Origin of the sequence: Denitromonas ohlonensis (assembly GCF_007625205.1) — a bacterium.
In the GTDB taxonomy this organism is placed as follows: domain Bacteria; phylum Pseudomonadota; class Gammaproteobacteria; order Burkholderiales; family Rhodocyclaceae; genus Nitrogeniibacter; species Nitrogeniibacter ohlonensis.
In genome coordinates, this window is the sequence record NZ_VMNI01000014.1 from 35,263 (window position 1) to 61,405 (window position 26,143).

Consider the following 26,143-nt stretch of genomic DNA (forward strand, 5'->3'; position numbering starts at 1 on the left):
GGTGGGCTTCGCTGCGCTCAACCCAACCGACACGGCATGTCACCGGCGCTTCAAAGGCACGACACGACCCCCCATGACCCCTTCTACGCTTGATGCCCTCATCGAAGCCTTGCGCTGCCTGCCCGGTGTTGGGCCGAAGTCGGCGCAGCGCATGGCCTACCACATGCTGCAGCGCGACCAGCGCGGTGCGGCGCGGCTGGCGAGCGCCCTGAGCAAGGCGCTTGAGGTGCTGCGCCATTGCGCGCGATGCAACACCTTTACGGAAGACGACATCTGCCAGCGCTGCGCCAACCCGCAGCGCGATCCGCGCTTGCTGTGCGTGGTCGAGATGCCGTCCGATCTGGCCATGATGGAGCAGACGCACGCCTTCAAGGGCATGTATTACGTGCTCATGGGTCGCATGTCGCCGCTCGATGGCATCGGCCCGCGCGAACTCAAGCTCGAAAAGCTGGTCGAGCGGGCCACCGATGGTCAGGTCGAAGAAGTGATTCTGGCCACCAATTTCACCAATGAAGGTGAAGTGACGGCGCATACCGTCGGCGCGCTGATGCGCGCGCGCGGCCTGAAGGTCAGTCGTATCGCGCGTGGCGTGCCGGTGGGGGGCGAGCTGGAACACACCGACATCGGCACCATCGCCCAGGCGCTGATCGAACGGCGTTCGGTCTGAGGCGGAAGCGCACATGTCTGATGCACCCAAGGCCGAGCAGGGCGTGACCGACAAACCGCTGCAAGGCGTGCGGGTGATCGAGTTCGGTACCTTGATTGCGGGCCCATTCTGCACCCGCATCCTGGCCGAATTTGGCGCCGAGGTGATCAAGATCGAGACGCCGGGCACCGGCGACCCGCTGCGCAAGTGGCGCAAATTGCATGGCGATACCTCGCTGTGGTGGTATGTGCAGGCACGAAACAAGCAGTCGGTAACGCTCAATCTGAAGTCGCCAGAAGGTGTCGCCATCGCGCGTCAACTGGTCGCGAACGCCGACATCGTCGTCGAAAATTTCCGCCCTGGCGTGATGGAAAAACTGGGTTTGGGCTGGGATGTACTCAGCGCCGACAACCCGGGGCTGGTGATGGTGCGTTTGTCGGGCTTTGGTCAGACCGGGCCCTATCGCGATCAACCGGGTTTTGGCGCCATTGGTGAATCCATGGGCGGCTTGCGCTACATCACCGGCGACCCGGAACTGCCGCCGTTCAAGACCGGCATCTCGATCGGCGATTCGATCGCTGCGCTGTGGGCTGCGTTGGGTGCCTTGATGGCACTGCGTCATCGCGAGGTCGCCGGGGGGCAAGGGCAGGTGGTCGATGTGGCCCTGTACGAGGCCGTGTTCGCCATGATGGAGAGCATGGTGCCGGAGTTCGATCACTACGGATTCATCCGCGAGCGCACCGGTAATGTGATGCCAGGGATTACGCCGTCGAACACGCACACCGCGCGCGACGGCAAGCACATCATCGTCGGCGGCAATGGCGACGCCATTTTCAAGCGTCTGATGCGCGCTGTCGGTCGGCCGGATCTGGCGGACGATGCGGCGCTGGCGGACAACGCGGGGCGTGATGCCCGCGCGGCTGAAATCTACGGTGTCATCGACGACTGGGTCGGTCGGCATGACGGGCAGGTTGTCCTCGAGACGCTCAAGGCGGCCGATGTGCCCGTCTCAAACATCTACTCCGTGGCCGACATGTTTGCGGACCCGCAGTATCTGGCGCGACAAATGATCGAACGGGTGGGTTTGCCCGGTGGCGAATCGCTGGCGATCCCCAGCGTGGTGCCGAAACTGACGGCAACGCCCGGGGCGACTGAATGGATCGGCCCGGCCCTGGGGGCGCATACCGATTGCGTATTGAAGGGCTTGGGTTTGGACGAGGCCGCGATCAGCCAGCTTCGTCAGAAAGGTGTTGTTTGAGCGGGCGAGACGGATTCTCGGATGGAAAATTAGCCAGTTGCGATGTTGTTGTGCAGCATTTTTGGCGGGTTGGGCCTGATTTGTATCAAAAAACGCTTCCGACTTTCGTTCTAAATTATTGATTTTAAAGGTTTTTGAAAGATCGGGGTTTTTTCGCGCTGCCATATTCGTTATACTCTCGCGGTTTTTGTATCTAGCATTTTTGCTTCCTTTTTGCGGGGAATGGGCTCATGAGCGTTGAGGAAAAGATGGACAGTGGCCGTCGGCAGTTGTTGCTGGCCACGTCGGTCGCAGGTGGCGCGGCGGCGGCGGCAACAGCCGTTCCGTTTGTGGCAAGCCTGACACCGTCGGAGCGTGCCAAGGCAGCGGGTGCGCCGGTCGAAGCCGACGTCAGCAAGCTGGCGCCGGGTGAAATGATGACGGTCGAGTGGCAAGGCAAGCCGGTCTGGATTCTGCGTCGCACCGAAGAGATGCTGGCGACCTTGGACAAGCTGGATGATCAGTTGGCCGATCCGGCGTCGGACAAGTCGATCCAGCCCGAGTATGCCAAGAACAAGGCGCGTTCGATCAAGCCCGAGTTCCTGGTCACCATCGGCATCTGTACGCACCTGGGCTGTTCTCCGTCCCAGAAGTTCAAGATTGGCGCGGACAGCGGTCTGGGCGATGCCTGGCCGGGCGGCTTCCTGTGCCCCTGCCACGGTTCGACCTTCGACCTGGCCGCTCGGGTGTATGCCGGCAAGCCGGCCCCGACGAACCTGGACATTCCGCCGCACAAGTATCTGGCGGACACCAAGATCCTGATTGGCGAAGATGGGACGGCATAACTCATGACGACGAAATCTCAAGCTCTGCTGAACTGGGTTGACGAGCGTTTTCCGCTGACGTCGACCTGGAAGGCGCATTTGTCCGAGTACTACGCACCGAAGAACTTCAACTTCTGGTACTTCTTCGGTTCGCTGGCGCTGATGGTGCTGGTGATCCAGATCGTGACCGGCATCTTCCTGGTCATGCACTACAAGCCGGATGCCTCGCTCAACGCCTCTGGCGTGCCGGTGGCGTTTGCGGCGGTCGAGTACATCATGCGTGATGTGCCGGGCGGCTGGCTGATCCGCTACATGCACTCGACGGGCGCTTCCGCGTTCTTCGTTGTGGTGTATCTGCACATGTTCCGCGGGATGCTCTACGGCTCCTACCGGAAGCCGCGGGAACTGATCTGGCTGTTCGGCGTGGGCATTTTCCTCGCGCTGATGGCTGAAGCCTTCATGGGCTATCTGTTGCCTTGGGGGCAGATGTCGTTCTGGGGCGCACAGGTGATCGTGAACCTGTTCTCCGCGATTCCCGTCATCGGACCGGATCTGGCACTGGTCATTCGTGGCGACTTCGTCGTCTCGGACGCCACCCTGAACCGCTTCTTCTCCTTCCATGTCATTGCTGTGCCGCTGGTGTTGATCGGCCTCGTGCTCGCCCACATCGTGGCGCTGCATGAAGTCGGCTCCAACAACCCGGACGGTGTCGAAATCAAGAAGAAGAAAGACGCCAACGGTATTCCGCTCGACGGCATCCCCTTCCACCCGTACTACACGGTGAAGGACATTGTCGGCGTGGTCGGCTTCCTGTTCGTGTTCTCGGCAGTGCTGTTCTTCGCCCCTGAGGGCGGCGGCTACTTCCTGGAGTACAACAACTTCCTGCCGGCCGACCCGCTGGTGACGCCGCCGCACATCGCGCCGGTGTGGTATTTCACGCCGTTCTACTCGCTGCTGCGTGCCGTGACCTATCCGCTGTTCGGTCTGGACGCCAAGTTCTGGGGCGTGATTGCGATGGGCGCCGGTGTGGTGATCTTCGCCTTCCTGCCCTGGCTCGATCGTAGCCCGGTCAAGTCGATCCGCTACAAAGGTCCGATCTTCAAGACGGCGCTGGTGCTCTTCGTGATCATCTTCTTCATTCTTGGCTATCTGGGCGTTCAGCCGCCTGACAACGGTGGCATCAAGGACCGTACGACGCAGATCTGCTCGGTGCTGTACTTCGCGTTCTTCCTGCTGATGCCGTTCTACAGCAAGATGGATAAATGCAAAGCCGAACCGGAAAGGGTGACTTCCTGATGAAAACGCGTGCAATGAAATTCGTAAAGCGCCTGTTGGCGGCTGCTCTGTTTGCGCCAGTTGTGGCCATGGCCGCGGGTGCAGCGCTGCATCTGGACAAGGCGCCGGTCAGCACTGACCCGGCCGCCTTGCAAAATGGCGCCAAGGTGTTTGTGAACTACTGCCTCAACTGCCACGCCGCCAGCTTTGTGCGTTACAACCGCCTCAAGGATATCGGGCTGTCCGAAGATCTGATCAAGGACAACCTGCTGTTTACCGCTGACAAGATCGGTGAGCAGATGAAGATCGCCATGACGCGGGACAACGGCAAGCTCTGGTTTGGCGCGCCGCCGCCGGATTTGACCCTGGTTGCCCGGGCACGTGCGTCGGGCGACGGCAGCGGTGCGGATTGGCTCTACACCTATCTGCGCCAGTTCTACCGTGATCCGAGCCGGCCCACTGGCTGGAACAACAAGGTCTTCGAAAACGTCGGCATGCCCCATGTGTTGTGGGAACTGCAGGGCGATCAGGTGGCCCATGTTGAAGAAAAGGATGACGGTCACGGCGGCATGCGCAAGGAAGTCTCGCTCGAACTGAGCAAGCCGGGTACGCAAACGGCTGCTGAGTACGACAAGACGGTTGCCGACCTCGTGTCCTTCATGGTCTGGATGGGTGAGCCGATGGCGGAAAGCCGCAAGAACATCGGCACCTTCGTTCTTCTATTTCTGGCTGGTTTGTTCGTCCTGAGCTACCTGCTCAAGAAGAACTTCTGGAAAGATATTCACTGATCGGCTGACCGCCATGTTGGCGGTCACCGGTGATCATTGGCGCCGTATGCCTTTTGGCATGCGGCGTTGAGCATTCATGGAGCTGTTACTGTCATGATGAATTTGTATTCCGGAACGACGGACCCTTTTAGCCACCGTTGCCGGATTGTGCTCTTTGAAAAAGGTATGGATTTTCAGGTGATCGATGTCGATCTCGATCACAAGCCTGAAGATATTGCCGTGATCAACCCGTACAACCGTGTGCCCGTGCTGGTCGATCGCGACCTCGTTTTGCATGAGGCCAACATCATTAATGAATATATTGATGAGCGCTTTCCACACCCGCAGCTGATGCCGCCTGATCCGATCATGCGTGCCCGCGCGCGTCAGTTTCTGCACACGTTTGAGCAGGAACTGTTTGCCGGTATCGATCTGCTGGAAAAGAACCAGAAAGGCGCCGACAAGGTGCGGGCTCAGGTGCGTGAGCAACTGACCCAGTTGGCACCGATGTTTACCAATCAGAAGTTCATGCTCGGTGATGACTTCTCGATGCTCGACGTGGCCGTTGCGCCGCTGTTGTGGCGTCTGGAGCACTACGGTATCGATCTGCCGAAAGCGGCCGCACCGCTCATGAAGTATTCCGAGCGTGTGTTCAGCCGTCAGGGCTTTATCGATTCGCTGACCCCGTCCGAAAAGGTCATGCGCCGTTGATTCGACACTGCGGGGATGGTGAAACTTCCGCCAGACCCGCAGCCGAGCTGCAGGAAATGCAATGTCAGACGTCTCTACAAAACCCTACTTGATTCGTGCGATCCACGCGTGGTGCACCGACCAGGGACTGACCCCGCATATTGCGGCGGTGGTCGATGAACACGTGCGTATTCCGCCCGGAACGGCACAGGACGGGCAGATCGTGCTCGACGTGAGCACCGACGCGACACATCAGCTCGACTTGGGCAATGACATCATCCAGTTTCAGGCACGCTTTGGTGGCGTGGCGCAGTGGGTGCGCATTCCGGTGAGCAACGTCGTCGCCGTCTACGCCCAGGAAAATGGCCACGGGATGGGTTTCGAGGCCGAAACCTATGCCGGGGCGCCCGACGCCGACATGCCGGACACCGCCGATGAGCCCCCGCCGCCCAGTGCTGGGGGAGATAAACCCGCCGCCGGGCGCAGCCACCTCAAGGTTATCAAGTAAATCTGTACGCATACCGTGTCGCCGCCTGCCGGATGGCAGCGCGAGATTGATATGCGTCACCCCTTTGCTGTCGTGCCTTCGCTATAAACAAGGTCAGGACTCACCCCGGAGCGCGTAATGGCAATCATGGAATGGACCGACAATCTTGAGCTTGGGCTCGCCCCGATGGACGACACCCATCGTGAATTCGTCGATTGCTACAATGCGATGGTTCAGGCCGACGATGCCGACTTTCTGGACCGCCTGGACGCGTTTGTCGCGCACACCGTTGCCCACTTCGACCAGGAAAATGCCTGGATGGAGAAGGTGAATTTTCCGGGGTGCCACCGGGCCGAACATGACCGTGTGCTGGCCGTCGTCAATGACGTGCGCAAGCGCGTCGCCAACGGTGACCTCGCGTTGGGGCGTCGTTTGGCGGAAGAATTGCCGGCCTGGTTTGAAACGCACGCGACCGGGATGGATGCCGCACTGGCCTTCCATCTTCAAACCTTGGGCTTTAATTTCGAGACCGGCGAGATCGGCAATCCTGCGGCACTGGCAGATGTCAGTTGTAGTACCGCGAGCGCGGATTAAGGGCAAACGCCCTAGTCGAAGCGCGCCGCGAGAAAAGGAAAGGCCGGTGCCGGCGGCGTACCTGACATCAAATCGGCCAGCGCCGCCGCCGAGCCGCAAGCCAGCGTCCAGCCGAGCGATCCGTGGCCGGTGTTGTAGTACAGATTGATCATCTTGCCCTTGCCGATCAGCGGGCGATTGCTCGGTGTCGAGGGGCGCAGCCCGCACCAGGGTTCGGCAGCCGACAAATCGGTGGCGCCGGGGAAGTTCTGGCCGACCCAGTCGAGCAGATTGCGGCAACGCGCCGCGTCGATTTTCAGATCGTAACCATTGAGTTCGGCCGTTCCGGCCACCCGAAACTGATCGTCAAAGCGCGAACAGACGATGCGTCGCGCCTCGTCGGTGAGGCTGACTTCGGGGCAAAGGGTGGGGTCGATCACCGGCAGCGTGACTGAATACCCCTTGACCGGATACACCGGCAGATATTCGCCCAGCGGCGCCACCACCAAGGGGCTGTAGCTGCCGAGGCAGATCACATAGGCGTTGGCATCGAGGCGTTCGGTCTGGCCGTCGGTGGTAGCAACTTCAACGCCGGTGACGCGCCCACCTTCGTGGTGGATGCGCTCGATGCTCGTGTCGTAGCGAAACCTCACCCCTTTGGCCTGCAAGGCGTGTGTGAGCGCCACGGTGAAACCATGGGCATCACCGGACTCATCGTCGGGCGCGTAGAGCGCGCCGGTTGGCGCGACCGGCAGTTGCCCGAGTGCGGGTTCAATCGCGATGCAGCGCGCCGGGTCGCAGGCTTCGGCGTGAATGCCAAGGTGTGCCAATGCCTTGGCGCGTTTGAGGGGTTCGTCGGCTTCGCCGGCGCCGAAAAACAAATGCAGAATGCCTTTTTTCTGGTGGCGATAGTCGATTCCGCTGTCGTCACGCAAGCGCTGCAGTTGCTCGCGACTGTAGCGGGCGAGGGCGGCGATGGCCGCCGTGTTGCGATCGGTTCGCCAGGGCAGGCACTCGCGCAGAAATGCGGCGCTCCATAGCCACTGTCGCCAGTCGGCGCGCGGCCGGAAGCGCAGTGGTGCGGCGTCATCACCCAGCCAGCGCAACACGGTCATTGGTGCCGAGGGGTTGGCCCAGGGTTCGGGATGGCTCACCGAAATCTGTCCGCCGTTGGCGAAGCTGGTCTCCATGGCCGGCGCGCTCTGGCGCTCGACAACGGTCACGTCGAAGCCGGCTTTGTTCAGATACCAGGCGGAGGTGACGCCGGCGAGGCCGGCGCCCAGAACCATGACGTGCATTCGGGGAATCGTGTGTGCTTTTGGAGAATTGGCACCGGCGCAGGCGCCGGAAGTGAGCCGGAATGATACCGCCAACGTGCAGTGAAGCGCCGAAAACGGGATAATTCGCCAGTCACGACACATGAACCCCCCTGGAGTCTGTTCCATGCAACGAATTTCGCTCACCCAGTTCCTCATCGAACAACAGCGCGCCGGGCGCACGACCGCCGATTTGCGCCTGCTGATCGAAGTGGTGGCTCGGGCGGTCAAGGCAATCAGCGTCAATGTCTCCAAAGGCGCGCTGGCCGGCGTGTTGGGCGAAGCGGGCTCGGACAATGTGCAGGGCGAGGCGCAAAAGAAGCTCGATGTGATCGCGAACGAGATCCTGATCCAGGCCAATGAGTGGGGCGGTCACCTGGCCGGCATGGCCTCGGAGGAGGTTGAGGATGTGCGCCCGATCCCGCGCGAGTTCCCCAAGGGCGGCTACCTGCTGCTGTTTGATCCGCTCGATGGCTCGTCCAATATCGATGTGAATATTTCTGTCGGCACCATCTTCTCGGTGCTGCGTTGCCCCGAGGGCTGCGTCGAGCCGGTAGAGGCCGATTTCTTGCAGGCCGGCCGCGAGCAGGTGGCGGCGGGCTATGCGCTGTACGGCCCATCCACCCAGTTGATTCTCACCGTGGGGGATGGTGTGCATGGCTTCACGCTCGATCGCGAGATGGGCAGCTTCATCTATACCCACCCGTTCATGACGGTGCCGGTCGACACCCAGGAGTTTGCGATCAACGCGTCGAATGCACGTTTCTGGGAGGCGCCGATCAAGCGCTACGTCAGCGAAATGCAGGAAGGCAAGAATGGTCCGCGTGGGCGCGATTTCAATATGCGTTGGGTCGCCTCCATGGTGGCTGACGTGCATCGCATTCTCACCCGCGGTGGTGTGTTCATGTATCCGGTGGACGACAAATGCCGCGCGCAGGGCGGCAAGCTGCGTCTGATGTACGAAGCCAATCCGATGGCAATGATCGTCGAGCAGGCGGGCGGCGCGGCGACCACCGGCCACGAGCGCATTATGGATATTCAGCCGCACAAGCTGCACCAGCGTGTGCCGGTGATTCTGGGCTCGAGAAATGAGGTTGAGCGAGTCTCCCGCTACCACGCCGAAGCGTAATTTCACGCACTCAGCGACCACCCACCGCGGCCCGATATTGGCCGCGGTTTTTTTTTGCGCGACCCGCTCCGGGGCGGTGTCGGCGAGGGCGAATTTTTCCTTCTTGATGCGCCGGTGGAACAGGGTTGCCAAGACGTTCAGACATGCCCCTGGCTTGATTTACCTGCGGCTCGGGAGTCCTTAGACTGCGGGGCTTGATGGCCGTGTGCCGTCGTCCGTTTGCATCCCCAACCCGTGTCACGCCGGGCATCGCAATGGCGAAACCGGTCCAAAGGAGTCTTGCATGGCCCTGTCACCCCAAAGCCGTGAAGCGGCAGCGCTGACGCCGGAAGATCGCGGCGACCTGCGTCTGGCAATTGATGCGGCTTACCGGACGCCGGAGCCGGACTGCGTGCCGGTATTGGTGGCGGCAGCCCGGACAGACGCCAAATTGGGCGTACAGATTCACGCGCTGGCCCGCAAACTGGTGGTCGGCTTGCGCGAGAAGCGTACCCGCTCCAGCGGCGTCGATGCGCTGATGAAGGAGTTCTCGCTCTCCAGCCAGGAGGGCGTGGCCTTGATGTGTCTGGCCGAAGCGCTGCTGCGCGTGCCCGACCGCGCCACTGCCGACAAGCTGATTCGCGACAAGATCGCCCGTGGCGACTGGCGCGCGCACATCGGCCAAAGCCCGTCGCTGTTCGTCAACGCCGCGACCTGGGGCTTGCTGGTCACCGGGCGTCTGGTGTCCACCAATAGCGACAAGCGCCTCGGTGCGGCACTGAACCGGATCGTCGCCCGTGGTGGCGAACCCTTGATTCGCAAGGGCATGGACCTGGCGATGCGCATGCTCGGTGAGCAGTTCGTGACCGGCCAGGACATCGACGAAGCCATCGATCGCGCCAAGGTCTGCGAGAAGCGCGGCTACCGCTATTCCTTCGACATGCTGGGCGAAGCGGCCATGACCGCCGCCGACGCCGAGCGCTACACCCGCGATTACGAAACCGCCATCCACGCCATTGGTCAGGACGCCGGCCAGCGCGGCGTGGTCGACGGCAACGGCATCTCGGTCAAGCTCTCGGCCTTGCACCCGCGCTATGTGTGGGCGCAGCGAGACCGATTCATGCGCGAGCTGCCGCCACGCCTGAAAGCCCTGTGCCTGCTGGCCAAGGGCTACAACATCGGCCTGAACATCGACGCCGAAGAGGCCGATCGCCTCGATGCCTCGCTCGATTTGCTCGAAGCCCTCGCGCTCGACCCCGAACTGGCCGGCTGGGATGGCATTGGTTTTGTCGTTCAGGCCTATCAGAAGCGCGCCCCCGCGGTGCTCGATTTCATCATCGATCTGGCCCGTCGCAGCGGTCATCGGCTGATGATCCGTCTGGTCAAAGGCGCCTACTGGGATAGCGAGATCAAGCGTGCGCAGATCGACGGTCTGCCCGGCTACCCGGTGTATACCCGCAAGGTCTATACCGACGTGTCCTACCTCGCCTGCGCCCGCAAGTTGCTGGCCGCGCGCGACGTGGTATATCCGCAGTTTGCCACCCACAACGCCCACACGCTGGCAGCGGTGTATCACATGGCCGACGGCACTTATCATGTCGGCGACTACGAGTTCCAGTGCTTGCACGGCATGGGCGAGACCTTGTACGACCAGGTCGTTGGTGCGGGAAAAATGGGCCGTCTGGTGCGCATCTACGCGCCGGTCGGCAGCCACGAAACCCTGCTGGCCTATCTGGTGCGTCGCCTGCTCGAAAACGGTGCCAACTCCAGTTTTGTGAACCGCATCGTCGATGAAAACGTCCCCGTAGAAGAACTGATTGCCGATCCGGTCGAGATCGCAGCGCGCCTGGCCGGTGCGCCGCATCCGGCCATAGCGCTGCCGCGGGATCTGTACGGTGCCGCGCGGGCCAATTCGGTCGGTTTCGATCTCTCCAGCGAGGCTGTCCGAGCGCGTCTTGCCGCGGCGCTGGAGGCATCGCGTGCCACGCCCGTCAATGTGCAGCCCATGGTGGTTGGTGCAGCCGCGGGCGGCACCCCGCAGAAGGTGACCAATCCGGCCCGTCGCGATGATGTAGTCGGCACGGTCATCGAGGCGGATGCCGCCACGGTTCAGGCCGCGTTGGCGGCCGCCGCCGAAATCGCGCCCGAATGGGCCGCCACACCGGCGCCGCAGCGCGCCGCGATGCTGTTTGCCGCCGCCGATGCCATGGAGGCCGACGCTCCTGCGCTGATCGCGTTGCTCGTGCGTGAGGCGGGCAAAACCTACGCCAACGCGATTGCCGAGATCCGCGAGGCGGTCGATTTCTGCCGCTACTACGGTCGTCAGGCGGCGGATCATTTTGACCCCGTGGCGCATCCGGCGCTCGGTCCGGTGGTGTGCATCAGTCCGTGGAATTTCCCGCTCGCCATCTTCACCGGTCAGGTCGTCGCGGCGCTGGCCGCCGGCAATCCGGTGCTGGCCAAGCCGGCTGAGCAGACGCCGCTGGTCGCGGCCAAGGTTGTGGCGCTGCTCCATGCGGCTGGCGTGCCGCTGGCCGCCTTGCAGTTCTTGCCGGGCTCCGGCGAGGTGGTCGGTTCGGCCTTGGTGGCCGATGCGCGCACCTGCGGCGTGATGTTCACCGGCTCGACCGAAGTGGCGCGCCTGATTCAACGCACCCTGGCCCAACGCGGCGGCGACATTCCGCTGATTGCCGAGACCGGCGGGCAGAACGCGCTGATCGTCGATTCCACCGCCTTGCCAGAGCAAGTCGTGGCCGATGTGATTGCCTCCAGCTACGATTCCGCCGGTCAGCGTTGCTCGGCGCTGCGGGTGCTGTGCCTGCAAGATGAAATCTACGATCGCACCATTGGCATGCTCAAAGGTGCGGTGGCTGAACTGCGCATCGGCTCGCCCGAAGATGTCCGCAACGACATCGGCCCGGTGATCGATGCCGCCGCGCGCGAGCAACTTGAAGCCCACGTGGCGTCGATGCGTGATCGCTACGACTGCTCGGCCATGCCGCTGCCCGAGGCTTGCGCCGCCGGCACCTTCATGGCACCGACGCTGATCGAGATCACCTCGCTGGCCAGCCTCAAGCGCGAGGTGTTTGGCCCGGTGCTGCACGTGCTGCGCTATCGCGCCCAGGACCTCGGTGTGTTGGTGGACGCCATTAACGACACCGGCTACGGCCTGACGCTGGGCGTGCATTCGCGCATCGACGAGACCATCGCCTTTGTGGCCAGCCGGGCGCACGTAGGTAATGTCTACATCAACCGCAACATCATTGGCGCGGTGGTGGGCGTTCAGCCTTTTGGTGGCGAGGGGCTCTCGGGCACCGGCCCGAAAGCGGGCGGCCCGCTGTATCTGCATCGCCTGGTGCGCGGCGCCGCTGCGCCGCATGAGGCCGCCGCGCTGGCGCCGATCGCCGATCCGGTGCTGACGGCGTTTGCCGAATGGCTGGACGGCCCGGCGCGCGCGTTCATCAGCGGCGATGACGTGGTGCTGCTTCTCGATCACTTTGACGCCTATTGCCAAGCCAGCATGGCCGGGCGCGAGCTGGTGATGACCGGCCCGACCGGTGAAGACAACCGGATGCGCTTCCTGCCGCGCACGCAACTGGCCGGCGTGGCCGAGACCAACGCCGCCTGGCTGCATCAGATTGCCGCCACGCTGGCCACGGGCAGCCGGATTGCGCTGGCCGCGCGGCCGGGGCTGGAGACGATGGTCAACGCTTTGCCCGCGCCGGTGCGCGAGCGGGTGAGTGTGGTGGCCGATGTCATGGCCGCGTCTTTCGAGGTGCTGCTGTTCGATGGCGACGCGGCGCTTGCCGACGACCTGCGTCGCCAATTGGCCGGCCGGCCCGGTCCCATCGTGTCACTGCTGTGCCCGTCGGTTGCCTATGATCTGACCCGCTTGGTGATTGAGCGTACGGTCAGCATCAACACCGCCGCCGCGGGCGGCAACGCGAGTTTGATGGCGATTTCCAATTGATATGCGGCAGCGATATGCTGACTGCTGCACACGAATGCACGGGCTGTCATGGCCCGGAACTGGGACATGGCCCAAGCATCCATGATGAGACGGAAGGGCACCAACACGGCGCCCATGGCCGTTTGTACTGAACCACGACAAAACAAGGAGACGACCCCGTGGAACGTAGAATGATTCTCAAGCTGTCGGCGCTGGCAGTAGCAGCAGCCCTGGTCAGTGCCTGCGGCAAGGAAGAGGCCAAGGCACCGGCAACCGCTACAGCACCCGCCGCACCGGCCCCGGTCGCGGAAATGGTCGTGAAGCTCGGTTTTGCCGCGCCCTTGACCGGCCCCCAGGCGCACTACGGCAAGGAAATGCAGAACGGCGTCGTGCTGGCAGTGGACGAGGCCAACGCGAGCAAGCCGATGTTCGGCGACAAGCCGGTGCGTTTTGAGCTGATGTCCGAAGACGACATGGCCGACCCGAAAACCGGTACCTCTGTGGCCCAGAAGCTGGTCGATGAAGGTATCAACGGCATGATTGGTCACTTCAACTCGGGCACCTCGATCCCCGCGTCCAAGGTTTACTCTGATGCCGGCATTCCGCAGATCGCCATGGCGACCTCGCCGGTGTATACCGCTCAGGGCTACAAGACCACCTTCCGCGCCATGACCTCCGACACCCAGCAGGGCTCGGTGGCCGGCAAGTTTGCGGTTGAGAAGCTGCAGGCCAAGAAAGTCGCCATCATCGACGACCGCACCGCTTATGGTCAGGGTCTGGCCGACGAGTTCGAGAAAGCCGTCAAGGCCGCTGGCGGTGAAATCGTCAAGCGCGAGTTCACCAATGACAAGGCCACCGACTTCTCCGCCATCCTGACCAACATCAAAGGCACCGCGCCTGACCTGATCTACTACGGCGGCGCTGATGCGCAGGCCGGCCCGATGGTCAAGCAGATCAAGCAGTTGGGGATCGAAGCCAAGTTCATGGGCGGCGAGATGGTCAAGTCGCCGACCTTCGTGAGCCTGGGCGGCGAAGCCGCCGAAGGTGCCATTGCCTCGCTGGCCGGTGTTCCGCTTGAGCAAATGCCGGGTGGCACCGACTACGCCGCGCGTTACAAGGCCAAGTTCAACTCAGACGTGGAGATTTATTCGCCCTACGCCTATGACGCGACCCGCGCCATGATTGAGGCCATGAAGCAGGCTGGGTCGGCCGAACCGAGTGCCTATCTGCCAAAGCTGGCGGCGATTCAGTTTGCCGGTATCACCTCCAGCAATATCGCTTATGACGAAAAGGGTGACCTCAAGTCCGGCGGTATCACGCTGTATCAGGTCAAAGGCGGTGAATGGACCGTGATGGAAACGGTGCAATAAGTCCGTGGCAGTTCCCGGTAAAGAGGCGGCCTTCGGGCCGCTTTTTTTTGCGTCGGTCCTTTGCAATTGGGCGACGTTCTACAATGGCGCCATGACTATGATCTTTCGACCCGTGTGTCGCTGGGTGCTTGGGCTTTGTTGGTGTTTTTCCGCCGTCAGCTACGCTGCCGCACCCATTGCACTAGATGCGCCGGAGGCCGTCCGCGATCTATTGACCGCGCATCTGAGCACCTTGCGTGAGGACGCCTTGCCTAATGCAGCCGATGACCGGGAGCGGCAGGCGCTGATTAGACGAACCCGTAAAGAAGTTGAAGCCTTGCTGGCCACCGAGGGGTATTTCACCCCGACCGTATCGCGGGTTGGGGACAGTCGCTCACCAATGGAGGTCAAGGTGATACTTGGGCCGCGCGCCGAAATTTCGGTGGTGGACATCGCGTTTTCGGGTGCGCTTGCTGACCCGGCCCATGCCGATCGACGAGATCAACTCAAGCAATCCTGGCAACTGCCGGTTGGCGCGTCGTTTCGGCAAGCGGATTGGGACGGCGCTAAAGGGCATTTGCTGGATGCGGTCGCGTATCGGGATTTTGCGGCCGCCCGTTTGGTGAAGACCCGTGCCGAGGTGGATCCGGAGACCGCCCGGGTGCGCCTGGCGGTGACGATCGATTCTGGCCCGGCGTTTACGATGGGGTCGCTCAATATCGAAGGGCTTCAAGACTATCCGTCCGACTTGGTGTCCCGTTACAACCTGATTGAGCCGGGCGACCCCTATGATCTGGATCGCCTGCTTGAGTTCCAGCGCGTGCTGCAGTCAACCGCTTATTTTTCGTCGGTTGTTGTCAATGTCGCCACGCGCGATGTGTCGCCCGAGCAAGTGCCGATTCAGGTCAGTGTGGTAGAGGCGCCGCCCAAGCGGGTCGGGCTGGGCGTTGGTTTCAGTAGTAACAACGGCTATCGCACCGAAGCGTCTTACCGTAATGCGAACCTCCTCGGCCGGGGGTGGATTCTGACGACAGGCTTGCGTTTGCAGCAGCGCGAACAGCTGGCCTATGCCGATGTGTTTCTCCCGCCCGAGCGCGGCGGGCGTCAGGATAGCTTCGGCGCCTTGACCGAACGCAGCGATACCCAGGGCCTGAAAATCACCAATAGTGCGATCGGTATTGCGCGCAAACACCAGCGCGATGACATCGAAACGCATCTCGCGCTCAAGCTCCAGCGTGAAACCTATGCGCCCGAAGGCGTTGAGGAGTCGAACCGCAAGGCGCTGTCGCTTAACTGGACATGGACCTGGCGCAAGGTCGATAACCTGCTCGATCCGCGTGAGGGCTTTGTCCTGAGCGGGCAGATCGGCGGCGGCGCCAAGGCGGCCTTGTCCGACCAGAACTTTCTCCGCTTGGCCGGTCGGCTTGTGCGCTATCAACCGGTGGGTGAGCGCGATGTGTTTATTTTGCGAGCCGATGGTGGCATCACACTCGCGCCGAGCCGCGATGACATCCCGCAGGACTTCCTGTTCCGTACCGGCGGCGCCCAGAGCGTGCGTGGCTACGCCTATCAAAGCCTGGGCGTGGCGGAGGGGAGCGCCACGGTGGGTGGGCGCTATATGGCCGCGGTGAGCGCCGAATACGTGCATTGGCTCGACAACACCTGGGGTATCGCAGGGTTTGTTGACGCAGGCAATGCCACCGACGAGCGCGAGACCTTTCGCTTCAAGGCGGGCTACGGTCTTGGTGCCCGCTGGCGCAGCCCGGCCGGGCCGCTGGCGGTTGATCTTGCCTATGGTCATGACGATCGGACGCTGCGGCTGCATTTCGCGATTGCCGTGGCGTTCTAGTGGCTGCGAATGCCGGGTGCCGTGTAGGGTCGGCATCAGCCGACCTGGCGGGTTGAAACCCGCCCTGGCGGGGCCCGTAAAATGCCAGGCAAGTCGTCAGACGGCGTTGGCTGATGGGGCGGATGTTTCGCGATGTTGCGCAAAAGCAACAAACAGCGCCGAGATGTGGCGGTATTTAGTCAGGGTGCTTGCGGCAAGGCGCGAAGGTTTGCAAAATTGCCACAACTTCTCGGCTTGAGAGGTCAGTCGGGCCCGGGCCACCCCCGGGATTCAACTACACAATCTTAGGAGAAATCCATGCAGAAGAAACTGATCGCCCTGGCCATCGCCGGCATGATCGCCGCTCCGGCCTTCGCTCAGTCCAACGTGACCGTTTACGGCATCATCGACACCTTCGTTGGTGTTGGTAAAGCTGGTGACGCCAAGTTCTCGGGCGTTGCCAACGGAGTGCTGAACGGCCCGCGTATCGGCTTCAAGGGTGAAGAAGACCTGGGTAACGGCCTGAAGGCCAAGTTCGTGCTGGAGCAGGGCTTCAACTCCGACGACGCTTCCCCGGCTTCCTCCAAAGAATTCCACCGTCAAGCTTGGGTTGGTCTGGAAGGCGGCTTCGGTTTCATCGGTCTGGGTCGTCAGTACTCGCCGGGTTACTATTCTTTCCGCAATGACGCCGTCGCCGCTGGCGCCCTGGATCCTGCCGCCATCCTGACGGGCGGTGGTCTGCAGATCGACGCTGGTTCGGACGCTCGCTGGGATAACTCGGTCAACTACCAGTCGAAGAAATTCGGTGGTTTCAGCGGCCAGCTGATCTATAGCTTTGGTTCGACCGAAGCTGACGACAAAGCAAAGAACCCGAACCGCAACACCGATGACAAAGTTGGTCTGGGCCTGAACTACGCCAATGGTCCGCTGAACGTTGATTACATCTACATCAACGCTGGCGACTCGACCCTGGGCGACGACCACAAAGAGCACTACATTGGTGCTGGCTACGACTTCGGCGGCTTCAAGCTGGTCGGTTCCTACCAGACTGCTAGCGTCGATGCGAATGACAGCGACGTGAAGGTGTATCAGATCGGCGGTATCGTTCCGGTCGGCATGGGCAACATCCACGTTGCTTACGGTGCCCGTAACGAAGATGCGCAGGATTCGGACAGCCGTTCGTTCACCGTGGCCTACACCCACAACCTGTCGAAGCGCACCATCGCTTACGTCGGTGTGAACCGCACCACGAACGACGACAACGTTGGTCTGGGCGCGCTGGCCAAGCAAGACGGCGAGAGCTCCACCGCTCTGGGTCTGGGCATCCGCCACGCTTTCTAATCGATTCGTCGATCTGAAAGTTGAAAAAGGCACCTTCGGGTGCCTTTTTCTTTACAAGCGCCGCGCGATGCGGCGCTTTGTTTTGGTGCTTTCAGTTCAGTTTCTTCAAATACTCTTTGGTGAATAGCTTGTCCGGCAGCGGACGGGGGTTCATCGCGCTGTAGCTCATGACGGACACGTTGCCTGCCTTGAGCGCGTCGGTCATGACGAGGCGGGTGGGGCGAATGGCGCCGGCCATCTCTTTGTAGTCCATGTACTCGCAGGTTTTCAGCAGCCGACCCGAAATCGCGTAGAACGCGGCCTTGATTGGGCGTGTTGTGGCAGCGTCAATCCAGTACTCAACCTTGGCGTAGGTGACGCCGTCATCGACGGCGGTCAGTTCAAGCACATGCGCCGCTTTCCCTTCCATGGCTTCTTCACGCAGGTATTTCGCGGTGTAGTCACCGGTGAAGTTCGCGCGGGCGAGATCGCCGTTGGCAACCTGGCCGGTAAGGCGTTGGGCCAGCGACAAGCGGACGGGCTGAGAGACGGAGGGCATGAATATCCACAGGTCCCGGTGCTTCATAAGCAGGATCTGGCCGCGCTCGCTGGCGGGCTCCATGGTCAGCACAACGGTGTCTTCACGCCCCTTTGATAGCACACGGTAGCGATGATGGTCGGCGTCTTCACCGTCGTTTTGGCGGCTTTCGATGTCAATGTCGACCTGGAAGCTTTCCTGCGGGAAGCGGATCGCATCGGTGCTGGAAAGCAGGGCGTTGGCGTCGGGCGCGTCCGCTGCGCTCGTCAATCCGCTGAGGGGCATGAGCGCCGATAAAACGGCGATGCGCAGGACCGTACGACGAAGTCGAAATGGCTGTGTCATGAGTGCTATCCTTGTGGCAGTGTCACTTCTATTACGGCAACGAAATGGCGATAGTTCAGGTCGAAAATGTCTCCAAGCGTTATCGCTTGGGCGATCAAACCGTGACGGCGCTTCGCGACGTCACCTTGTCCATTGAGCCGGGCGTTTTTCTGGCCATCGCCGGGCCGTCTGGAAGCGGTAAGTCGACAGTACTGAATATTATCGGTTGCATCGACACCCCTTCGAGTGGTCGTGTGCTGATCAATGGCCAGGATGTGTCCGGACAGAGTCCCGATGATCTGGCGGATTTGCGTGCGCGAACGATCGGTTTCATCTTCCAGACTTTCAATTTGATGCCCGTGCTGTCGGCGGAAGAGAACGTCGAGTACCCGCTGCTGCAGTTTCCTGAACTTTCCAAGGCGGAGCGTCAGGAGCGGGTCAAGCACTACCTGTCCATGGTGGGCTTGCGCAAGTATGCCTCGCACCGGCCGAATCAACTGTCGGGTGGTCAGCGGCAGCGGGTAGCGATTGCGCGAGCGTTGGCAACCCATTCGAAAATCGTGCTGGCCGATGAGCCCACCGCCAACCTCGATCGGAAGACCGGCGAGAGCATTCTGAAGCTGATGAAGCAGATCAACAGGGAGTCTGGAACCACGTTCGTGTTTTCGACCCATGATCGACGCGTGATGAATATGGCGGACCGTTTGGTGCGCATTGAAGATGGTGAAATCAAGGCGCTGGGGATGCGACAGTCTGATGGGTGGATGTTCGTCCAGGATCGTCGGGCGCAAGACGAAGAAGATCCGGAAATCTAGGGAGAGTTTGATGAATCGATGGCGTTTGGGTGTTGGCCTTGGCCTGGTAGCGATGACTGGCTGTGCGCTTGCTGCGGGCGATCTGGATGATTTGCTCGATGTGGCCAGGCCTGCCGACAGCGGTGGTGGTTTGCATGGGTTTGCCGAGTTTTCCGCTGCGCGGGCGTATAACTCGCCGTCGCACTGGTCCAAGCTGCGTGCACGCTTGAATCTCGAGAGCAGTGGGCGGCTGAGCGAGACGGTGAAGTGGAAGCTCTCGGGGCGATTTGACGCGGATGCCGCGCCGGACATAGAGTCGGATGTGTATCCCTCTGCGGTTCGCCGTGATCTGCGCAGTGAAGCCACGATTCGCGAAGCGTATCTCGATATCTCCGCGGGCAAGTGGGACTACCGGCTGGGGCGGCAGCATGTCGTCTGGGGGGAGATGGTCGGTCTGTTCTTTGCTGATGTGGTGTCTGCGCGAGATACCCGTGAGTTCTTTCTCCCTGAGTTTGATCAGATGCGGATCCCGCAATGGGCCGCACGTGCCGAGTACTTTGGCGACGGATGGCATGGTGAGCTGCTTTGGATACCGGTCGCCACGGTCGACAATATCGGAAAGCCGGGTGGCGATTTCTATCCGTTTGCTGCCGATGGTGCGCAGTTTGAGGGTGAGGATCGCCCCGATCAACGACTGGGCAACATGAATTGGGGCGCGCGTTTGTCGGCCTTGCTCAACGGGTGGGATGTTTCCGGGTTTTTTTATCGAAGCACCGATACCGCGCCGACCTTTTATCGCACGTCGCTCGCGCCTTTGACGTTCGAGGCACGTCATGACCGAATCAACCAGTTTGGAGCGACGTTCTCCAAGGATATGGGAGGTTTTGTGCTCAAGGGTGAGGCTGTTCACACCGCTGGGCGTCAGTTCAATACGACGGATCTTGCGGCGCCGAATGGATTGGTGGCGTCAGATACGCTGGATTACGTGGTCGGCGTGGATGTACCCGTCGGGCAGCGGTGGCGTGTGAACACGCAGTATTACGCGCGGCGCTACTTGAATCATCGCGAGGGTCTGGTGTGGGACAAGAGCGAGGACGGTGCGACGCTGCTGGTGAATCGCCAGTTTGGTGACGATCTGGAGGCGGAGGTGCTACTCGTGTCGAGTCTGAATGGCGGTGGCTATATGCTGCGGCCGAAAGTCGTATGGCAGATGGACGCCAACTGGCGTGGAACAGCGGGTCTCGACGTGTTTGGTGGCCCGGAGCAGGGCGTGTTCGGCCGGTTCGACCGCAGTGATCGCGCGTATGTTGAGGTGCGGCGCGCGTTCTGAGCGGGGCGGTGCGCTCAGGTTTCGTTCCTGAGTGGGCGCGCCTTACAGGGCAATCAGCGAAGGGTCGGCCTGCAGGCGCTTGAGTAGGCCGCGCTGTTCGTTGTCATTGAAGAAGTAGGAGTAAAGGCTTCGGGCACCAGAATCTGGGCGCCCCGCTTGGCGATCGACCTGTTCGTCGACGTAGCTTAGGGGGAGGTGCAGGAGTACTGCCGGCGCATTGACCCGGGGGCAGATGCGTTCTTCTCCCGCGATCCGGAAACCGAGCATGCGTCGGTAGAAGGCCACATGGCGAGGATTGACCTCAATGAACAGGTCAGTTTTGTTGTGGATCAGCCGGCCGAAGATGTAGGCCAGGTGAAAGATCGAGGCGAGAACCTCTTTTGAGTTGAAGGCCGGGTCGATGGCGAGTCGAGTCAGTTCGCATACTTTGGCGCCGGCCTTTCGTGCGGCGCCGATTTCTTTCGAGTACAACTCGTCCGCCAGCAGGCCTTCGTCTGAATCCAGCTTCAGGGTCAGGGTGCCGAACATGGTGGTTCCGCGTGAGGCAATCAGCGTCAGCTGGTTGGGCTGGTCGTCGATGCGCGACGGGGCGTGTGTGAGCAGGCCGCGCCATGCATACATCCGTTGAATCAGCATGCTGACATTGCTTCGCTGCCCGTCGGCGCCATTGCCCAAGCGGATCTGAAAATCGCTGCGCGAAAGTACGAATTCACGGCTGTCCCGATCATCCGCGGGAGGGATGCCAAGCGAGTGGAGCGCGCCCGAATCGTTTGTCACGTTTCTTCGTGGAATAGCGTGATAAGCTGCTTGCAACCTCGGGTTGTTGGATTGACTTGCTTCGAATGTACTCACTTGGTGACCCTCTGATGACCGATCAGTTGCAGCGGAATTTGTCATGCCAGGTCGCAGTGCGCTCAGCCAAATAATGCCAATGGACTGAGCTGCGCGGCGTGTATTGCATCGTACTTTAGTCATTCTCGCGGGGGAAGGCTGTAAGCGTTTGTGTAATTGTTCCTTTTGGACCGTGCCCGGCGTCGCTAGGATTCCGATGGAATGTCGGAAGCCACTGCCGACACAATGACATTGGAGGGGTTGGAAATGAAGCTCATGCGAACCATGCTGGGGCTCTTTAGCGTTGCTCTCGCTTCGCTCGTCGTGCTGTCGGGGTGCGCCAGCAGCAGTTTTCCGCCAGCGCCCGCGGTGGCCGCTGATTCGGAGTACAGCTATGTGATCGGACCGGGTGATACGGTCAATATCGTTGTGTGGCGCAATCCGGAGTTGTCGATGTCTGTGCCGGTGCGTCCGGACGGAAAGATCACTACACCGCTGGTTGAAGACCTGCAGGCGATGGGAAAGGATGCCAGCACGCTTGGGCGTGACATCGAGAAGGCGCTGGAAAAGTACATTCGCGAGCCGGTCGTTACGGTGATCGTGACCAGTTTTGTCGGCCCGTATAGTGAGCAGATTCGCGTGGTTGGCGAAGCAGCCAAGCCGATGATTCTGCCGTATCGCCAAAAGATGACTGCGCTCGATGTGATGATTGCAGTGGGTGGCATGACCGAGTTTGCTGATGGCAACAAAGCGTCGATCCTGCGCACCGGCGAGGGAAACAAGCAGTACAGCGTTCGCTTGTCGGATTTGCTCAAGCGCGGCGATGTGTCAGCTAACGTTGAGATGCGTCCCGGCGATGTTCTGATCATTCCGCAAAGCTGGTTCTGATCTCCGTTCCGAACTGACCGGCCGCCGCGACGGCGGCCGGCGTACACAGAAGCTGAATTGAATCTATGGAAGACGTCCTCCGACAACTCGTCGCGTATCTGCGCGGCATGTGGCTATATCGCTGGTGGGGCTTGGCTGCGGCCTGGCTGGTCGGCGCCATTGCAGCGGGTGCCATCTATATGTTGCCCGACCGTTACGAATCATCGGCGCGGATTTTTGTTGATACGCAGTCGGTGTTGAAGCCACTGATGTCAGGTTTGGCGGTTCAGCCGAACGTGGATCAACAGATCACCATTCTTTCGCGGACGTTGATCAGCCGCCCGAACATCGAGAAGCTGATCCGTATGGCTGACCTTGACCTGACGGTCAAGACCAACAAGCAGCGCGAAGAATTGATTGTTGAGTTGAACAAAACGCTGCAGATCAAGGGTACGGGGCGGGACAATCTTTTTACTCTCTCGTATGAAGACACGCAGCCGGATCGCGCCAAGCGTGTCGTGCAATCTCTGGTGTCGATTTTTGTGGAGTCGGGCCTTGGCGATAAGCGCAAGGATACGGATTCTGCTCGTCGATTCATCGAGGAACAGATCAAGACCTATGAGCAGCGGCTGGATGAGGCAGAAAACCGGCTCAAGGACTTCAGAATCAAAAACATGCACCTGATGGGTAGCGGCAAGGATTACCTCACCCAGGTCGGGGAGGTTGCGGCTCAACTGGCGGCAGCACGCCTCGCTTTGCGCGAAGCGGAAAATTCTCGAGACGCGCTGCAGCGTCAGCTCACCGGTGAAGAGCCCGTGCTGTTGCCGGAGAATACCGTCGAGCGCAAGGTGTCGATTCCCGAGATTGACGGTCGTGTTGATGCGTTGGAGAAAAATCTGGATGGTTTGCTTCAGCGTTACACCGAGGCGCATCCGGATGTGGTTGGGACTCGCCGTATCATCGAGCAACTGAAAGAACAGAAAAAGGTCGAAGTGGCTGCTCGCCGCAGCGAAGGCGGCGGCTATGGCGACGTGAACTCCAATCCGGTCTATCAGCAAATGAAGCTCGCGCTGGCCGACGCTGCCGCCAATGTCGCGTCGCTCAGAGCGCGGGTGGCCGAGTTTGAAGGCCGCCAGGTTCGCTTGCAGGAGTCAGCCAAGCTGCTGCCGCAGGTCGAGGCGGAGCTGGCCCAGTTGAACCGCGATTACGAGATCAACAAGAAGAACTACGAAACGCTGGTGAGCCGCCGTGAATCGGCCAACATGTCAGTGGAGATGGAGTCTTCGTCGGGCATGGCCGAGTTCCGCCTGATCGATCCACCGAGCGTGCCGCTCAAGCCGTCAGCGCCCAATCGCATCCTGCTGATGCCACTGGGCGGGGGCGCTGCCTTGCTGTTTGGTCTGGCATTTACGTTCATTCTCAGCCAGATGCGGCCGACGTTCCTGGATGGGCGGGATTTGCGCGAAATCTCTGGCTTGCCCTTGCTCGGCACGGTCAGTGCGACCGCTGATCCGGTGCGTAAGCGCCGGCGGCAGCGTCTCAATCTGGCCTTCTTTGGCGGTGTTGGAGGTTATGTTGGCGCATTTGGCGTGCTGACTGTGGCCATCGCCATGCTGAAACTTTCGTGAAGGTCGTGACATGAGTCTTATTGAAAAAGCTGTTGAACGGCTTGGGCAGTTGAAGCAGGCGGGGCAAGACGCCCCGGTGATTACGCCAGCATCTGTGCCGGTTGAGCCGGTTGAGCCGGTTGAGCCGGTTGAGCCGGTCGTCGAGGCCGTCCCGCTTCAAGAGCGTTCGCGGGTGGAAATTCATGCGCCAGAGGCGGAGCCGGTCAGTCGAGAGGTGAATATTGATCTTGACCGGCTTGCCCATATGGGATTTGTGACGCCAGATCAACAGCGCACTTCGATCTCGGAAGAGTATCGTGTGATCAAGCGTCCCTTGCTGCGGAACGCGTCCTCAATGAGAGGGACAAGCCGCGTCGCGAATGGGAACCTGATCATGGTCACCAGCGCGTTGCCGGGTGAGGGTAAGAGCTTTACAGCCTTGAATCTGGCCATGAGCATGGCGATGGAACTGGATCACTCGGTGTTGCTGGTCGATGCTGATGTGTCCAAGCCCTCGATTCTCAAACAGATGGGCCTGCCGCAGGAACGTGGCTTGATGGATGTGCTGGTCGACGGGACACTCGATCTGCCGGACGTTATTCTGCGAACCAATATCGAAAAGCTTCGTATTCTGCCGGCGGGTACGGCCACGCAGCGGGCGACTGAACTGCTTGCCAGTGAAGGGATGAACCGCTTGCTGGATGAGATGGCCAGTCGCTATTCCGATCGGATTATTATTTTCGATTCGCCGCCCTTGCTGGTGACCACGGAGTCGCGCGTCCTGGCAACGCACATGGGGCAGATCGTGGTGGTGGTTGAGGCCGAGCGCACGACGCACGCAGCGCTGAAGCAGGCGCTGGCAACGATCGAGGCGTGCCCGATCAAAATGATGCTGTTGAATAAATCGACCGTCCAAGGGCCGGGGGGCTATTACGGATATGGCTACGGATATGGGCAAGAACCGGAAGATGACAAAGCAGCCTGATACTCGCCGCGTGGTGAAGCGAAGCCTTGTGGCGCTGTTGTGCGCGCTGGCGGGGAGTGCATGGGCGCAATCGACGGTGCTAGTTACGCCGAGCGTAAACACGCGGATGACCTTTACGGACAACGTTGATACGTCGGCTGACGGGAAGAGCGATTTCCTGGTGGAGGTGTCGCCGGCCATCAATGTGCGGCGGGCCTCGGGCCGGATCAACGGCAACCTGGACGCGTCATTGCGCAACGTGCTCTACGCCAACTCTGACGATCGCAACTCGACCTTCCTGGCCTTGCGTGGCCGGGGAGAAATCGAGGCCATCGAGCAGCTGCTGTTTGTCGATATGGGCGCTTCGGTCAGCCGAACGAATCAGTCGCTCTTCAGCGGGCGTTCAGGTGACGACCCCTTGAACACCAGTGAAGACAACGAGGTGCGCTCCTTCAACCTAGGGCCCCGTCTCGAGTTCGCTTTCGGCAATTCCGCCAAGGGGCGATTAGGCTACAAGAGCCAATGGTTGAGTGGCGGTAGTGGCACGGTGAGCAATCGGCGAACCGATACCTTTTCAGGTGCGTTGCAGGATGGCGAGGCCTTCGGCCCCCTCGGCTGGTCGGCCTCTTACGACAAGGTCGATACGCACTATCGCGATAGCGACACGGAAGCATCCCGGCAAAATGGTCGCGTGGGACTGAGCTATACCGTCACGCCTCAATTCATTCTTCGCGCGTCGGTCGGCCGCGAATCAAACAACTATAACGCAGGCCAAACCGAAGAAGGCAGCACGCATGGATTCGGCTTTGACTGGTATCCGACGACTCGAACCTCGGTCACGGCCTTTACTGAAAAGCGCCTGTTTGGTCGGGGCTATGATGTCAAAGTCTCGCATCGCGGCCCTCGCAGCAGCTGGCGATTGAGCTATGTGCGCGACTACACCTCGGCCGAAGAGTTGGTGTCGGAGTCGCTTGAGGACTACTACTACCGCCTGATTTACGACAGCCTGGCGACCCAGTTCCCGAACCCCGTCCAGCGCGATGCGGCGGCGCGCGCCTTGTTGGCTCAGTCGGGCATTACGGGCTCCGGCTTGCAGTTGGGCTTTATCACCAATGCGCAGTATGTCAGCCGCAATCTGCGAGGTGACTTCACCTTGTCGGGCGTGCGCAATTCGCTCACGTTCTCGCTCTACCGCACTGAACGCAGCCGCGTCGCTCAGAACCTCATCGTTTCGGCGACGGATGATTTCTTCAACAACGACCAGATTCGCGATAGCGGCGTGATCGTGTCCTTGAATCACAAGTTGTCGGCGTTTTCGACGCTCACTGCGTCGGTGGGACGCAACAATGTGCAAGCGACCACGCAGGACAACAAGCGAACAACACTCAATCTGGGTGTTTCCCGAAAACTCGGTCCGAAATCGACCGGGGGGCTGATCTATCGGCACCAGAAGTCCGACGGCGGCACTTCATTCACCGAAAACGCGCTGACAGCGACGCTGGGCGTACGGTTCTAAGTC

Annotated in this window: 22 protein-coding genes; 19 read left to right on the forward strand and 3 right to left on the reverse strand. The window is 60.8% G+C overall.

Features of this window, described 5'->3' with window-relative positions; all coding sequences use genetic code 11:
- Window positions 1-73: 73 nt before the first annotated feature.
- The 8 genes from recR (at window position 74) to FHP89_RS14245 (ending at window position 6,520) form a co-directional block, all read left to right on the forward strand.
- Entirely contained in the window at window positions 74-667 is a 594-nt protein-coding gene (recR, locus tag FHP89_RS14210; protein WP_144179070.1) for a recombination mediator RecR, read from the forward strand.
- A 13-nt stretch (window positions 668-680) separates the two neighbouring features.
- The gene (locus FHP89_RS14215; protein WP_144179069.1) at window positions 681-1,904 is read left to right on the forward strand and encodes a CaiB/BaiF CoA transferase family protein; all 1,224 of its coding nucleotides are present in this window, start codon (window positions 681-683) and stop codon (window positions 1,902-1,904) included.
- Window positions 1,905-2,134: 230 nt separating this feature from the next.
- Window positions 2,135-2,728, forward strand: a complete 594-nt coding sequence (gene petA / locus FHP89_RS14220; RefSeq protein WP_144179068.1) for a ubiquinol-cytochrome c reductase iron-sulfur subunit — start codon at window positions 2,135-2,137, stop codon at window positions 2,726-2,728.
- A gap of 3 nt (window positions 2,729-2,731) precedes the next feature.
- On the forward strand, window positions 2,732-4,003 hold the full coding sequence (locus FHP89_RS14225; RefSeq protein ID WP_144179067.1) for a cytochrome b: 1,272 nt from the start codon (window positions 2,732-2,734) through the stop codon (window positions 4,001-4,003).
- Window positions 4,003-4,770, forward strand: coding sequence for a cytochrome c1 (locus FHP89_RS14230; protein WP_144179066.1), 768 nt, complete (start codon window positions 4,003-4,005; stop codon window positions 4,768-4,770). The genes FHP89_RS14225 and FHP89_RS14230 overlap by 1 nt, the downstream gene beginning before the upstream one ends.
- Window positions 4,771-4,863: 93 nt before the next feature.
- Entirely contained in the window at window positions 4,864-5,460 is a 597-nt protein-coding gene (locus FHP89_RS14235) for a glutathione S-transferase N-terminal domain-containing protein (protein WP_144179109.1), read from the forward strand.
- A 61-nt stretch (window positions 5,461-5,521) separates the two neighbouring features.
- Entirely contained in the window at window positions 5,522-5,947 is a 426-nt protein-coding gene (locus FHP89_RS14240) for a ClpXP protease specificity-enhancing factor (RefSeq protein WP_144179065.1), read from the forward strand.
- A 117-nt stretch (window positions 5,948-6,064) separates the two neighbouring features.
- Entirely contained in the window at window positions 6,065-6,520 is a 456-nt protein-coding gene (locus FHP89_RS14245) for a hemerythrin domain-containing protein (RefSeq protein WP_144179064.1), read from the forward strand.
- Window positions 6,521-6,531: 11 nt separating this feature from the next.
- Here FHP89_RS14245 and FHP89_RS14250 read toward each other — a convergent pair whose 3' ends face one another.
- Window positions 6,532-7,797 (reverse strand): D-amino acid dehydrogenase, encoded by a 1,266-nt coding sequence (locus tag FHP89_RS14250; RefSeq protein ID WP_144179063.1) that lies wholly within the window; start codon window positions 7,795-7,797, stop codon window positions 6,532-6,534.
- A 145-nt stretch (window positions 7,798-7,942) separates the two neighbouring features.
- Here FHP89_RS14250 and FHP89_RS14255 point away from each other — a divergent pair, with 145 nt between their 5' ends.
- The 5 genes from FHP89_RS14255 to FHP89_RS14275 all read left to right on the forward strand — a co-directional run bounded on the left by FHP89_RS14255 (window position 7,943) and on the right by FHP89_RS14275 (window position 17,390).
- Complete coding sequence (locus FHP89_RS14255; RefSeq protein ID WP_144179062.1) at window positions 7,943-8,944, forward strand: class 1 fructose-bisphosphatase; 1,002 nt, start codon at window positions 7,943-7,945, stop codon at window positions 8,942-8,944.
- A gap of 283 nt (window positions 8,945-9,227) precedes the next feature.
- The gene (putA, locus tag FHP89_RS14260) at window positions 9,228-12,893 is read left to right on the forward strand and encodes a trifunctional transcriptional regulator/proline dehydrogenase/L-glutamate gamma-semialdehyde dehydrogenase (protein WP_144179061.1); all 3,666 of its coding nucleotides are present in this window, start codon (window positions 9,228-9,230) and stop codon (window positions 12,891-12,893) included.
- Between the two features lie 158 nt (window positions 12,894-13,051).
- A complete protein-coding gene (locus FHP89_RS14265) occupies window positions 13,052-14,242 on the forward strand; it encodes a branched-chain amino acid ABC transporter substrate-binding protein (RefSeq protein WP_246116389.1) in 1,191 nt (396 codons plus the stop codon).
- A 97-nt stretch (window positions 14,243-14,339) separates the two neighbouring features.
- Window positions 14,340-16,070: an autotransporter assembly complex protein TamA gene (locus FHP89_RS14270; RefSeq protein WP_144179060.1), complete on the forward strand. Its 1,731-nt coding sequence runs from the start codon at window positions 14,340-14,342 to the stop codon at window positions 16,068-16,070.
- 297 nt (window positions 16,071-16,367) lie between these two features.
- Complete coding sequence (locus FHP89_RS14275) at window positions 16,368-17,390, forward strand: porin (RefSeq protein ID WP_144179059.1); 1,023 nt, start codon at window positions 16,368-16,370, stop codon at window positions 17,388-17,390.
- A 91-nt stretch (window positions 17,391-17,481) separates the two neighbouring features.
- Here FHP89_RS14275 and FHP89_RS14280 read toward each other — a convergent pair whose 3' ends face one another.
- A complete protein-coding gene (locus tag FHP89_RS14280) occupies window positions 17,482-18,252 on the reverse strand; it encodes an outer membrane lipoprotein-sorting protein (RefSeq protein ID WP_144179058.1) in 771 nt (256 codons plus the stop codon).
- A 44-nt stretch (window positions 18,253-18,296) separates the two neighbouring features.
- Between FHP89_RS14280 and FHP89_RS14285 the strand changes: the two genes are divergently transcribed.
- Together FHP89_RS14285 and FHP89_RS14290 are read left to right on the forward strand one after the other, a co-directional pair.
- Window positions 18,297-19,046 (forward strand): ABC transporter ATP-binding protein, encoded by a 750-nt coding sequence (locus tag FHP89_RS14285; protein WP_144179107.1) that lies wholly within the window; start codon window positions 18,297-18,299, stop codon window positions 19,044-19,046.
- 10 nt (window positions 19,047-19,056) lie between these two features.
- A complete protein-coding gene (locus FHP89_RS14290) occupies window positions 19,057-20,355 on the forward strand; it encodes a DUF1302 family protein (RefSeq protein ID WP_144179057.1) in 1,299 nt (432 codons plus the stop codon).
- Between the two features lie 42 nt (window positions 20,356-20,397).
- On the opposite strand, the gene FHP89_RS14295 is transcribed toward FHP89_RS14290, so the two are convergent.
- The gene (locus FHP89_RS14295) at window positions 20,398-21,207 is read right to left on the reverse strand and encodes an N-acyl amino acid synthase FeeM domain-containing protein (RefSeq protein WP_222105401.1); all 810 of its coding nucleotides are present in this window, start codon (window positions 21,205-21,207) and stop codon (window positions 20,398-20,400) included.
- 255 nt (window positions 21,208-21,462) lie between these two features.
- Between FHP89_RS14295 and FHP89_RS14300 the strand changes: the two genes are divergently transcribed.
- The 4 genes from FHP89_RS14300 (at window position 21,463) to FHP89_RS14315 (ending at window position 26,140) form a co-directional block, all read left to right on the forward strand.
- Window positions 21,463-22,074, forward strand: a complete 612-nt coding sequence (locus FHP89_RS14300; RefSeq protein ID WP_391525743.1) for an XrtA/PEP-CTERM system exopolysaccharide export protein — start codon at window positions 21,463-21,465, stop codon at window positions 22,072-22,074.
- 65 nt (window positions 22,075-22,139) lie between these two features.
- Complete coding sequence (locus FHP89_RS14305) at window positions 22,140-23,681, forward strand: XrtA system polysaccharide chain length determinant (protein ID WP_144179056.1); 1,542 nt, start codon at window positions 22,140-22,142, stop codon at window positions 23,679-23,681.
- Between the two features lie 10 nt (window positions 23,682-23,691).
- On the forward strand, window positions 23,692-24,645 hold the full coding sequence (locus FHP89_RS14310; RefSeq protein WP_144179055.1) for an XrtA-associated tyrosine autokinase: 954 nt from the start codon (window positions 23,692-23,694) through the stop codon (window positions 24,643-24,645).
- Entirely contained in the window at window positions 24,611-26,140 is a 1,530-nt protein-coding gene (locus tag FHP89_RS14315; protein WP_186300360.1) for a TIGR03016 family PEP-CTERM system-associated outer membrane protein, read from the forward strand. The genes FHP89_RS14310 and FHP89_RS14315 overlap by 35 nt, the downstream gene beginning before the upstream one ends.
- Window positions 26,141-26,143: the final 3 nt, after the last annotated feature.

Bases quoted from the DNA above. Each gene is read 5' to 3' on its own strand.
- recR (WP_144179070.1), top strand. From the start codon at position 74: ATGACCCCTTCTACGCTTGATGCCCTCATCGAAGCCTTGCGCTGCCTG.
- FHP89_RS14215 (WP_144179069.1), top strand. From the start codon at position 681: ATGTCTGATGCACCCAAGGCCGAGCAGGGCGTGACCGACAAACCGCTG.
- petA (WP_144179068.1), top strand. From the start codon at position 2,135: ATGAGCGTTGAGGAAAAGATGGACAGTGGCCGTCGGCAGTTGTTGCTG.
- FHP89_RS14225 (WP_144179067.1), top strand. From the start codon at position 2,732: ATGACGACGAAATCTCAAGCTCTGCTGAACTGGGTTGACGAGCGTTTT.
- FHP89_RS14230 (WP_144179066.1), top strand. From the start codon at position 4,003: ATGAAAACGCGTGCAATGAAATTCGTAAAGCGCCTGTTGGCGGCTGCT.
- FHP89_RS14235 (WP_144179109.1), top strand. From the start codon at position 4,864: ATGATGAATTTGTATTCCGGAACGACGGACCCTTTTAGCCACCGTTGC.
- FHP89_RS14240 (WP_144179065.1), top strand. From the start codon at position 5,522: ATGTCAGACGTCTCTACAAAACCCTACTTGATTCGTGCGATCCACGCG.
- FHP89_RS14245 (WP_144179064.1), top strand. From the start codon at position 6,065: ATGGCAATCATGGAATGGACCGACAATCTTGAGCTTGGGCTCGCCCCG.
- FHP89_RS14250 (WP_144179063.1), bottom strand. From the start codon at position 7,797: ATGCACGTCATGGTTCTGGGCGCCGGCCTCGCCGGCGTCACCTCCGCC.
- FHP89_RS14255 (WP_144179062.1), top strand. From the start codon at position 7,943: ATGCAACGAATTTCGCTCACCCAGTTCCTCATCGAACAACAGCGCGCC.
- putA (WP_144179061.1), top strand. From the start codon at position 9,228: ATGGCCCTGTCACCCCAAAGCCGTGAAGCGGCAGCGCTGACGCCGGAA.
- FHP89_RS14270 (WP_144179060.1), top strand. From the start codon at position 14,340: ATGATCTTTCGACCCGTGTGTCGCTGGGTGCTTGGGCTTTGTTGGTGT.
- FHP89_RS14275 (WP_144179059.1), top strand. From the start codon at position 16,368: ATGCAGAAGAAACTGATCGCCCTGGCCATCGCCGGCATGATCGCCGCT.
- FHP89_RS14280 (WP_144179058.1), bottom strand. From the start codon at position 18,252: ATGACACAGCCATTTCGACTTCGTCGTACGGTCCTGCGCATCGCCGTT.
- FHP89_RS14285 (WP_144179107.1), top strand. From the start codon at position 18,297: ATGGCGATAGTTCAGGTCGAAAATGTCTCCAAGCGTTATCGCTTGGGC.
- FHP89_RS14290 (WP_144179057.1), top strand. From the start codon at position 19,057: ATGAATCGATGGCGTTTGGGTGTTGGCCTTGGCCTGGTAGCGATGACT.
- FHP89_RS14300 (WP_391525743.1), top strand. From the start codon at position 21,463: ATGCGAACCATGCTGGGGCTCTTTAGCGTTGCTCTCGCTTCGCTCGTC.
- FHP89_RS14305 (WP_144179056.1), top strand. From the start codon at position 22,140: ATGGAAGACGTCCTCCGACAACTCGTCGCGTATCTGCGCGGCATGTGG.
- FHP89_RS14310 (WP_144179055.1), top strand. From the start codon at position 23,692: ATGAGTCTTATTGAAAAAGCTGTTGAACGGCTTGGGCAGTTGAAGCAG.
- FHP89_RS14315 (WP_186300360.1), top strand. From the start codon at position 24,611: ATGGGCAAGAACCGGAAGATGACAAAGCAGCCTGATACTCGCCGCGTG.